Origin of the sequence: Carboxydothermus pertinax, from assembly GCF_001950255.1 — a bacterium.
Taxonomy (GTDB): Bacteria; Bacillota; Z-2901; order Carboxydothermales; family Carboxydothermaceae; genus Carboxydothermus; species Carboxydothermus pertinax.
Map to the genome: position 1 here is coordinate 60624 of NZ_BDJK01000062.1, position 9831 is coordinate 70454.

General features: G+C 42.7%; 12 protein-coding genes. 3 read left to right on the plus strand and 9 right to left on the minus strand.

Features of this window, described 5'->3' with window-relative positions:
• Positions 1-9: 9 nt before the first annotated feature.
• The 4 genes from purE to cpu_RS12670 all read right to left on the minus strand — a co-directional run bounded on the left by purE (position 10) and on the right by cpu_RS12670 (position 3471).
• Positions 10-498: a 5-(carboxyamino)imidazole ribonucleotide mutase gene (gene purE, locus cpu_RS12655; RefSeq protein WP_075860346.1), complete on the minus strand. Its 489-nt coding sequence runs from the start codon at positions 496-498 to the stop codon at positions 10-12.
• A 41-nt stretch (positions 499-539) separates the two neighbouring features.
• Complete coding sequence (guaA, locus tag cpu_RS12660; protein ID WP_075860347.1) at positions 540-2069, minus strand: glutamine-hydrolyzing GMP synthase; 1530 nt, start codon at positions 2067-2069, stop codon at positions 540-542.
• A gap of 80 nt (positions 2070-2149) precedes the next feature.
• Positions 2150-2689 (minus strand): hypoxanthine phosphoribosyltransferase, encoded by a 540-nt coding sequence (hpt, locus tag cpu_RS12665; RefSeq protein WP_075860348.1) that lies wholly within the window; start codon positions 2687-2689, stop codon positions 2150-2152.
• Between the two features lie 104 nt (positions 2690-2793).
• Positions 2794-3471, minus strand: a complete 678-nt coding sequence (locus cpu_RS12670) for a hypothetical protein (RefSeq protein WP_075860349.1) — start codon at positions 3469-3471, stop codon at positions 2794-2796.
• A 95-nt stretch (positions 3472-3566) separates the two neighbouring features.
• Between cpu_RS12670 and cpu_RS12675 the strand changes: the two genes are divergently transcribed.
• From cpu_RS12675 to cpu_RS12685, 3 genes are read left to right on the plus strand one after another with little or no spacing between them, the layout of a single operon-like run.
• Positions 3567-4121 carry a pyruvate kinase alpha/beta domain-containing protein gene (locus tag cpu_RS12675; protein ID WP_075860350.1) on the plus strand — a complete coding sequence of 185 codons (555 nt, stop codon included), beginning with the start codon at positions 3567-3569 and terminating at the stop codon, positions 4119-4121.
• 9 nt (positions 4122-4130) lie between these two features.
• The gene (locus cpu_RS12680; RefSeq protein ID WP_075860351.1) at positions 4131-4451 is read left to right on the plus strand and encodes a nucleotide pyrophosphohydrolase; all 321 of its coding nucleotides are present in this window, start codon (positions 4131-4133) and stop codon (positions 4449-4451) included.
• Positions 4452-4498: 47 nt separating this feature from the next.
• The gene (locus cpu_RS12685; RefSeq protein WP_075860352.1) at positions 4499-5761 is read left to right on the plus strand and encodes a DUF1015 domain-containing protein; all 1263 of its coding nucleotides are present in this window, start codon (positions 4499-4501) and stop codon (positions 5759-5761) included.
• Between the two features lie 64 nt (positions 5762-5825).
• Here the strand turns inward: cpu_RS12685 and cpu_RS12690 are convergent, their stop codons facing one another.
• From cpu_RS12690 to cpu_RS13875, 5 genes are all read right to left on the minus strand, one after another.
• Entirely contained in the window at positions 5826-6077 is a 252-nt protein-coding gene (locus cpu_RS12690; protein WP_143299324.1) for a hypothetical protein, read from the minus strand.
• 73 nt (positions 6078-6150) lie between these two features.
• Complete coding sequence (locus cpu_RS12695; protein ID WP_075860354.1) at positions 6151-7056, minus strand: NHL repeat-containing protein; 906 nt, start codon at positions 7054-7056, stop codon at positions 6151-6153.
• A gap of 146 nt (positions 7057-7202) precedes the next feature.
• Positions 7203-8207, minus strand: coding sequence for a cytochrome c3 family protein (locus cpu_RS12700; RefSeq protein ID WP_075860355.1), 1005 nt, complete (start codon positions 8205-8207; stop codon positions 7203-7205).
• Positions 8208-8306: 99 nt separating this feature from the next.
• Complete coding sequence (locus tag cpu_RS12705) at positions 8307-9635, minus strand: sugar transferase (protein ID WP_075860356.1); 1329 nt, start codon at positions 9633-9635, stop codon at positions 8307-8309.
• A partial coding sequence (locus cpu_RS13875) for a glycosyltransferase (protein ID WP_234970256.1) occupies positions 9628-9831 on the minus strand: 204 nt, incomplete at its 5' end. The genes cpu_RS12705 and cpu_RS13875, both read right to left, overlap by 8 nt.

The window sequence follows — 9831 nt, forward strand, 5'->3', positions numbered from 1 at the left end:
ATAGTAGTTTTAGGACAATTTTGCTAATAGCTTTTGTTCTTTTTCTTCCACTTCCAGGGCAAGCTTTTCTTTATAAGCGTAAAGCTTTTGGGCCAGGCTTTCATCGCTTAAACTTAAAATCTGCACCGCCAGAAGCCCCGCATTTTTAGCGGCGTTTATGCCTACTGTAGCCACCGGTACTCCCGGGGGCATCTGGGCTATCGCTAAAAGGCTGTCTATCCCCTCAAGGGAAGCTTTAATCGGTATCCCAATAACCGGTAATGTTGTTACCGCCGCCAGAACTCCAGGAAGATGGGCCGCCATTCCCGCTGCCGCGATTATCACCCCAAAGCCTTTTTCCAGGGCGGAACGGGCGAAATTCAATGCTTTATCAGGGGTACGGTGGGCCGACGCCACCTTAACTTCGTATTCCACCCCAAACTCTTTTAAAACCTCTACGGCCTTTTTTACAACCTCCCAGTCAGAGTCGCTGCCCATGATTATCCCTACTTTGTACATTGTAAACACCTCCTGCAATATTATGAAAAAGAAAACCCCTACTACTCCCATTCAATAGTAGCAGGGGGTTTGCTGGTGATATCATACACTACCCGGTTAACTCCTTTCACCTCGCCGACAATCCTGGCTGAGATTTTTTCCAGTAGTTCGTAAGGTAACCGGACCCAGTCGGCAGTCATACCATCTTCGCTGGTTACGGCGCGCAGTGCTATAGTATAGGCGTAAGTCCGCTCGTCTCCCATAACCCCCACAGACTGCAAATTTGGCAGTACCGCAAAGGCCTGCCAGGTTTTCCGGTACCAGCCTGATTTCTTTAATTCATCGATAAAGATATAGTCGGCTTCCCGTAAGATCCTAAGCTTTTCTTCGGTTATCTCCCCTAAAACTCGCACCGCAAGGCCGGGTCCCGGGAAGGGATGGCGCCAGACAATACTTTCCGGAAGGCCAAGCTCAAGGCCAAGCTCCCGCACTTCGTCCTTAAAAAGCCACTTTAAGGGCTCGATTAGTTTAAATTTCATGTCTTCAGGCAGACCACCAACATTATGGTGGGATTTAATGGTAGCAGCAGTAGCGGTGCCGCTTTCCACCACATCCGGGTATAAGGTACCCTGGACGAGATATCGTATTTCGCCAAGTTTAGCTGCTTCTTCTTCAAAAACCCGGATAAACTCGTGGCCAATTATTTTTCTTTTTTGTTCGGGGTCACGAACGCCTTTTAATTTCCCTAAAAACCTCTCTTTTGCATCCACAAACACTAAATTCATCTGAAATTGCTCTTTAAAGGTGCGGACCACTTCATCAGCCTCACCTTTTCTAAGAAGCCCATGGTCCACAAAAATGCAGGTTAAATTATCGCCAACAGCTTTATGAACCAAAACCGCCGCCACAGAACTATCAACCCCGCCGGAAAGAGCACAAACGACCTTTTCATCCCCCACTTGCTCTTTTATTTCCTTAATTGCCCTTTGGGCAAACGATTCCATCGTCCAGTCGGGTGTAAGCTCGCAAATATTATATAAAAAGTTTTGCAGGATTTCTTTCCCTTTAGGAGTGTGAACCACTTCCGGGTGAAACTGCACCGCATATAGCTTTTGCTCCCGATTTTCCATTGCTGCAATTGGAGTATATTCCGTTTTCGCGGAAACTTTGAACCCTGCGGGAGCTTTGGCCACAAAATCCCCATGGCTCATCCAGCAAATTTCCGTTTCCTTTAAACCGGCAAAAAGCTTATCCCGATCTAAGATAAAAAGGGGGGTCTTTCCGTATTCCCTTCCTTCCGCCGGTCGCACTTCTCCACCCAGTTGGTGGGCCATAAGCTGCATTCCGTAGCAGATTCCCATAATCGGTATATTTAAACGATAAATTTCCGGATCAACCGTCGGTGCTCCTTCCCCGTAAACCGATGAAGGCCCTCCGGAAAACACAATCCCCCCTGGGTTTTCCTTAACGATTTTCTCCAGGGGGGTATTATAAGGCAACATTTCACAGTATATTTTTAATTCCCGAATTCTCCGGGCTATTAACTGACTGTACTGTCCGCCAAAATCCAAGACAATTACCTTAGACGCCATAAGTACCTCCTTTAAAGAGTGGTAGATAGTAGGTGGTAGGTGGTGGGTGAAATTTAATTACTTGTTGAAAAAAATTAAAATTATACCTGGTAAATCTCTGGTTTTAGGACGCCGATATAGGGAAGGTTACGGTAAAATTCGTTATAATCTAAACCATAACCTACAACAAACTTATCGGGAATTATAAAACCGTTGTAATCCACCGGCACTTCAATCCTCCGACGGCTGGGCTTATTTAGTAAAGTGCAGACTTTCAGGGATTTGGGATGGCGATTAGCAAGGTATTTGGTGAGATAATTTAAAGTAAGACCGGTATCGACTATATCCTCAATTAATAAAACATTGCGACCTTCAATTCCCCGGTCGAGATCTTTTAACACCCGGACTTCACCGCTGGTGGTAGTACCAGCCCCATAGCTCGATACCACCATAAAATCAATATTTACCGGTATGTCAATTTCCCGCATTAAATCGGACATAAAAAGCATAGCTCCCCGCAGGATACCAACAAGCAGTAATTCCTGTCCGGCGTAATCCCGGGAGATTTGCTGGCCAAGTTCTTTAACCTTCGCCCGTATTTCTTCTTCAGAAATTAAAATCTCAGCAACATCCTGATGCAAAACTATTCCTCCCATTAAATTTTTTATATTTTTAATTGATGCGGAAATTATACAAAAAAAACACGCCAGTGTCAAGAAATAACTTGTAAAATGTCTTTATAAGGTTAGTGGGGAACTGGCAATTTTACTTGCCTTCCGGTTTCTTTAAAGGTCACCCGCACCGCTAAAACAATTGTCCGGTTAAAACTACTCTTCGCCCGCAGCACAACTCTTTTTAATTTTTTATTTTTTTTCTCGAGATAAAATTTTCCTTCATAATCGTGATATAAATGCTTTAACACCGGATGAGTATATTCCGGCCACCCTTCAAAAACAATGCATCTAACTCCGCCAACCGTTTCGGTACCCCGGTAACGAAGGTTTTTAATTTGGTTAAAAGCCAAAACTTTTAAAGGATTTAACTCATTAACCAGAGCTTGGGCATCCCTTAAATTGATTCCTTTAAAGGTTAACCATTTACCCGTTTGGACATCGCGAAAATAAGTGGTATCATCAATGCACAAAATCTCCACCGGAGTCCCTAAAATCTTGCCTTTAGCCCAAGCCCCATTAGTAGTTTTAATTCCTTCGACCTGGCTTAAATAATTCACTTTTTCCTTTTCCAAAAGCCGAACTTCTGAAGTATAACTATAAGATGCTTCCTTTTCTATTTCCTCAAAAGCTTTTTTTATAAGCTCCTGCCCGTTATAGCCACTAGTAAAAATTTTTAAGCCCGCAATAAGCACTGCTATTACAACTCCTACGACCAGTAAATGCTTTTTTTGAGCAACCAAGTAAACCACATTCCCCCTCCTCACCGTTTTTTTCCAATCATATTGTTGAATTTAAGGAAATATGTCAAAATAAATTAGAAAAAACTTAGAAGGAGTGATGCAACATGAAAATTACTGCTGGTTCCCAAAATACTGAGCTTGTTTTAGAATTGGCCGCCAAAGAAGCCATCCAGGAAAATATCAAGAACGTTGTGGTTGCTACCTGCAGCGGTGCTACCGCTTTTAAACTACAGAGGCTTTTAACCCCAAAGGAGTATAATTTAGTCGCTGTAACCCACCACGTAGGCTTTGCCGGCCCGGGAGTAGATGAACTATCTCCGGAAAACCGCCAAAAGCTTCTGGCCGAAGGCTTTAAAGTTCTAACCACTACCCACCTTTTTGCCGGTATCGACCGGGCTTTTAGGTTTAAGTTTCAGGGGATTTATCCGGCCGAAATTGTAGCTCAATCCTTACGTCTTTTAGGGCAGGGAGTAAAGGTGGCCACCGAAATAGCCATTATGGCTTTAGATGCCGGACTAATTCCTTATGGCGAAGATGTTATCGCCATTGCCGGTACCGGCAAAGGTGCCGACACCGCAGTGGTAATAAGGCCTGCTCATTCCCATAAGCTTTTTGATACCAAAATTAAAAAGATAATCATAAAACCTTATGAATTTTAGGAGGCGGTTATGGATTTAAAAGAGGTGCAGGAATTAACCGATAAGTGGGTTAGCCAGTTTAAAGAAGGCTATTTCCCACCCATGAGCCTTGTAGTCAGGCTGGCGGAAGAAGTAGGAGAGCTTGCCCGGGAGGTTAACCACCGGTTTGGCGAAAAAAAGAAAAAACCGGGAGAGCTCTCCGGTTCCATTGAAGAAGAGTTAGGGGATATTTTATTTATCATTGCCTGCTTTGCCAACTCCCTGGGATACGACCTCTCCGAGATTTTTAAAGCAACCATGGCTAAATATTACAAAAGGGACCTGAACCGCTGGACGAAAAGAGAAGAATAGTGTAAACTATATGCTAATTATTTTATTTTTATGGGGAGGATAGAATAATGGCCGCTATTTTTGCTTTTCGGGGGATTTATTACAATCCCAAATTTCTTCCTCTTTTGCCAAAGCTTGTAACAGCTCCTTATGATATCATTTCCCCGGAGGAGCAGGAAAAATATTATAACGAACACGAATATAACTTTATACACCTGGAATTGGGAAAAACCTTTGCCGCTGATACTCCCGAAAATAACCGTTATACCCGGGCCAAAAGCTATTTAAACAATTGGCTTTCCGAGGGTATCCTGGTTCAGGAAGAAACTCCAGCCTTATATCTTTTAGAAGAAACCTTTTCCTGGGAAGGCCAATCTTACCTTAGAAAAAGCATTTTTGCGTCCGTCCAGGTAGAGCCTTACGAAAAAGGGGTAATTTTACCCCACGAAAATACCCTGCCCAAAGCCAAAGAAGACCGCTTAAATCTTCTCCGTGAGACCCGGGTTAACACCAGTCCCATTATGGTTTTATATGATGATAGCCAAAATTTGGCCTTTAATATTTTGCGGGAAAAAGCAAGTTTAATGTTTGAATTTACCGATGAAAGCGGGAGATTAAATAAGCTTTATAAAGTCGTTGACCCGGATTCCCTTTTAAAAGCCCAAAACTACTTTAAAGGCCAAAAACTTTTCATCGCCGACGGCCATCACCGTTACGATACCGCCTTAACCTATGCCCGGGAAATGGAGAAAAAAGGCATCAATGCTTACCGGGTCCTGATGCAGTTAATCCCCTTTTCGGATCCCGGTTTATTAGTCCTACCAACCCACCGGATAGTTCTCAAAGTTCAAAGTTCTCCGGCCGAAATATTGGAAAAAATCTTAGCCTATTTTACTTTCGTAGAAGTACCCTTAAAAGAAATTTTAAACCGTTTTGTAACGCTTAAGGAAAGGTACGTTTTTGGTATGTGCTTAAAAGATAAAGCTTATCTTCTTTATTTAAAAGAAAAAGACCCGGCAAATATCTTACCGGATTTTCCCGAAGTTATTGCCCGCCTACCGGTAACGGTCCTTCACGAACTAATCTTAAAACCAGCCGGCATCGGAGAAAAAGAAACCCTTTCCGGGGAGTATTTAAAATATACCAGAAACGCCCAGGATTGCATCGATGAAGTAATGACCGCAAAAGCCTTTTGTTCCTTTTTGGTTCCTCCCCCTACCGCCGAGGAAGTAGCAGCCGTTGCCCTATCCGGTAACAAAATGCCGCAAAAATCCACCTACTTTTACCCCAAACCCTTATCGGGACTGGTAATCCATCCGGTACATGATTGATTTCTATGCAGGGCGATTTGCATGTTGAGCTAATTATTTGTAGAGCGCACTCCTGTGCGCTTTTTTAATTTTTGTAACTCTTTTTAGGGCAAAGCTTAGCCCCTTGGACAGTGTGGGGTGATTGGCAAGAAGCACAGGCATCGGTATTTTTGGTAAAAGCTTCGTGAATTTTCACCGGATTTGGAGTTGAAAAGACTGTATAATAGGTTTTTTCTTGTACTTGAGTTTTTGTTATAAAAAGATCTTGCCAATTGGCCTGCCCCACCACTATTCCGGCAATTAAAAAAATTAACGTAAGAAAGATTCTTTTTGACATAAATAAAAACCCCTCCAGCTTAAGTTTTTCCAGACTGGAAGGGGTGTAAACCTGAGAATCCCAAAACGACAATTTATTTCTCAATTTTATAAACCACTACCCGCCCATTTCCTTGATCGGCTACCGCTAAAAGCTCTTCCGCATAAGCAATCCCGGTAGGTAAAAACATCTGATTTAGTTCATGCCCCTTTTCTCCAAAACTCCAAAGGTATTTACCCTTTAAAGAGAAAGCGTCAAGGCGATTTAACAGGGTGTTCGCCACCACAATCGTATCATCAAAGGCGGTAATTCCCCGGGGACAAAGTAAATAGCCCTCCCCAAAAACTTTGGTAAAACCTTCTTCAATCTTTCCGTCAACTATGCGATTGGCTGCCGCATCGGTTACGTAAAGTTCATCCCCAACCACTTGTAAATACGAAGGTGAAACTAAGTCACCGTTTTGCGTAAGCGTTTTTAAGTATCTTCCATCTTTGTCCATGAGAATAATGCTTTTTTGGTTAACATCGGCTACAAATATATTATCCCCTTCTACCCAAATACCCATAGGACTTTTTAAAAATTCCGCCCCCAGCTCCCGCATTTTACCATTCCTTGGGTCAATCTCCTTGATGACCCCATCCATTAAGTCGGAAACATAGATTTTACCGGCCGAATCTACATAAACGCTCCAGGGATAGGTAAATTCACCTTTTTGGCCGTAACTTGCAACTGGAGTGCCATCGGTTTCAAAAACATAAACTTTTTTCCTGGCACCATCAGTAACATAAATTTTTGTACCGCGAAGAAAAACGCCGCAGGGTTTGGCCAATTTTTCTTGATAATACGAATCAATAATCAAAAAAGGGGTTAGAGGCTGAGATTTGGATGAAAATACGGACAAAAGATCATGTACATTAATCCTTTGCTGATAATTTAAAAAAACAAGGAAAAAAATTATTATTAAAAGCCACCAGTAAATCTTCCACCTTTTTTTTCCCATTGGTATATGTCCCCTTCAGTATTTTTTCCCCATCCATATTACCATAATATTCCTGAAATTTTTGCCAAAATAACGGGGAACAAACGAAAATTTTTCCTCGAAAACTTTACAGAAAAGAAAAAACCTGCCGTAAAGCAGGCCAGCTTTTATTCAAACCAGTGACACTTGTTACAGAAGGTCTGGGCTGCTCCTTCTTTGGACTCGCCCGGCTTCTTGTTGTGACAAACAAAGCAGTTCGTAAAGCCTTTCTCCTTGGCCCAGGTTCCGTGTTTCGGCATCCAGGGTTCCGAGTGGGTAATTGGTTTCTTGGTGTGGCAGCTCCGGCAGAACTGGTTGCCCCGGGCATACTGCACCACCGGCTCTTTATCAAGGTTTAAAGCTACCATCTTCATCCCGTAATTATGGCAGGATTCGCAGTATTTTAAATCTTTTCTTGCCTGGACTCCATGAATATTAATCCAGTTAATTGCGGCGTGATTATCGGGAGTTTTAATTGTTTTATGACATTTCTCGCAGCGAATAGTAACGCCGCGGCTAAAGTGACAGGCAATACAGTTATCCATTTCCGGTTTTACAAATTCGGTGGACATTTCTTTTTTCCCACGCTCCGGCGTCCACTCCTCAAAAGAACCGGTAACAGTTAATCCCCGTTCCGCAATTTTCGCATGGGCTACCCCCGAATGGCACTTGATACAATCCACATGTTTTTTAATATGTTTATCGTGAGGAACTATAATATCCCCAGCTATAGTATATTCCCGGTTGGTGGAGTGACACTGAAAGCAAATTTCCGTTTTAATTTCCTTTTCTTCAGGCAAAAAAATGGGTCGCTCGTAAGTCTTGGTTACATGCTGGTACAACTGCTTCATCGCCCCCATTTTTTCTTTTAACAGGTTCACAACCCCGGGCTCGATATGACACTTGGTACAGGCAAGCTGGCTGTGGGAACTGGCCTGCCAGGTAACGTATTCCGGCAACATTTCGTGACAGGACTTACAAAATCCAGGTGTCATGGTAGCAGCAATAGCTCCTACCGAACCAGCAGCTATAATTATTATAAGTGCGGAAACCACTAAAATAAATTTAAGCCTTCCTTCGGTTGTGGATAAGTCTACCCGAATTAAACGGCGCTTTAAGCGCTCTGGTTCCACTTTTAACCCTCCCTTTTTACCAGTTTTTACTATAAAATAATATTCGCTAAAAACAGAAAAAAACCTCCCATTTTATGGGAGGTTTAATATCTTTTTCCATTAAGATGCTTTATCCTTAATTAAAATGACTTTCAACGTATGCAGGATAATTTCTAAATCTTTTAGAGGGGTATAAGCTTTGGCATATAATAAGTCGTATTTTAGCTTGTCTTCAAAAGAGGTACTGTATTTCCCTTCCACCTGGGCAAGACCGGTTAGGCCGGATTTTAGTTTTAGCCGTAAGGCGTACTCCGGCACCTCATCGGTAAATTTTTCGACAAAGAAAGGACGTTCCGGCCTTGGGCCAACTAAGCTCATGTCTCCTTTTATTACGTTAATTAGCTGGGGTAATTCGTCAATTCTCGTCGCCCGTAAGATCCTTCCTACCCGGGTTATCCGTGGATCGTTTTCGGTAGCCAATGTGGGTCCGGTGAGTTTCTCCGCATCTTTCACCATGGTACGAAATTTATAACAGTAAAATTTCCTGCCGTTTTCCGTCACGCGCTCCTGCAGATAAAATATCGGGCCTTCCGAGTCAATTTTAATTAAAAGCGCAGTAAGTAGCATAATAGGACTTGCCAAAATAAGAGCAACCAAGGCCAACAGTACATCCATCGCCCTTTTGACCATCTGCATCCCGGCAGGCAGGGAAAGCCCTTCCAAATAAAAGACCGGTAAGTCGCCTATCGATTCAAGCTTGGCCTGGGAAAGGACGATATCATAATAATCGGGGATAACGTACACCGGAATATTTTCCGACAAAGTTAAAAGTAATATTTCTTTTTTAAGCTTGTCCGGAAGGTTATTACCGATAAGCACCACTTCCGGCCGATACTTATTGATGGCTTCCTTAACTTCCTCAATTGTTCCCGGAGCTGCCAGCTTTCCCGCAACCTCAAAGAGGTCAATCTTGTTATCTTTGATCTTATCCCGGGTAATATGGATTTCTTTGTGACCGCCAATTAATAAAAGCCGCCTTGCTCCAAAAACTTTTTTCTCAAGCCGCCAGAGCCAGAGCCGCCAGGGAATAAAAATTATAAGCTGCAGGATAAGGGCAACCACGAAAACCGTCCGCGGAAAGGAAAAGCCCCTAAAGAAGAACGCCATGCCCATGGCTACCGGCAGCAGAAGCACGATTGCCCAAACGGTAGAGGCGATAACTTCTGCCCGGCTTCGTTTATAACTCTGGTATAAACCATACACATTAAAAAGTAAAAGCCCCGCTAAAGTTACCCACGGGTAAACGGTAAGATAAGCTATAAAGTTTTCTTCAGGAAGCTTAAAACCAAACCGCAGCAAAAAAGCCGCTACAAAGCCGAGGTTTAATAAAACGGCGTCGATTAAAACGGAAGCAATGGTTAAAAGTTTTAGTTTTGTATTTTTATCCATTAAAAACTGCCTCCGTATCTTTTAAAAGTTTCTTGTACAGGCAGTCATAGGAACTAACCATTTTTTCAAGGTTATAATTTTCGCTAAAGATTTCAAAACTCCTTTTTCCCATTTTAAACCTGAGCTCCCCATCCTGTAAAAGGGAAATTATGGCGTGGAAAGCCTTTTTAGCATCTCCCTCATCCACTAAAAACCC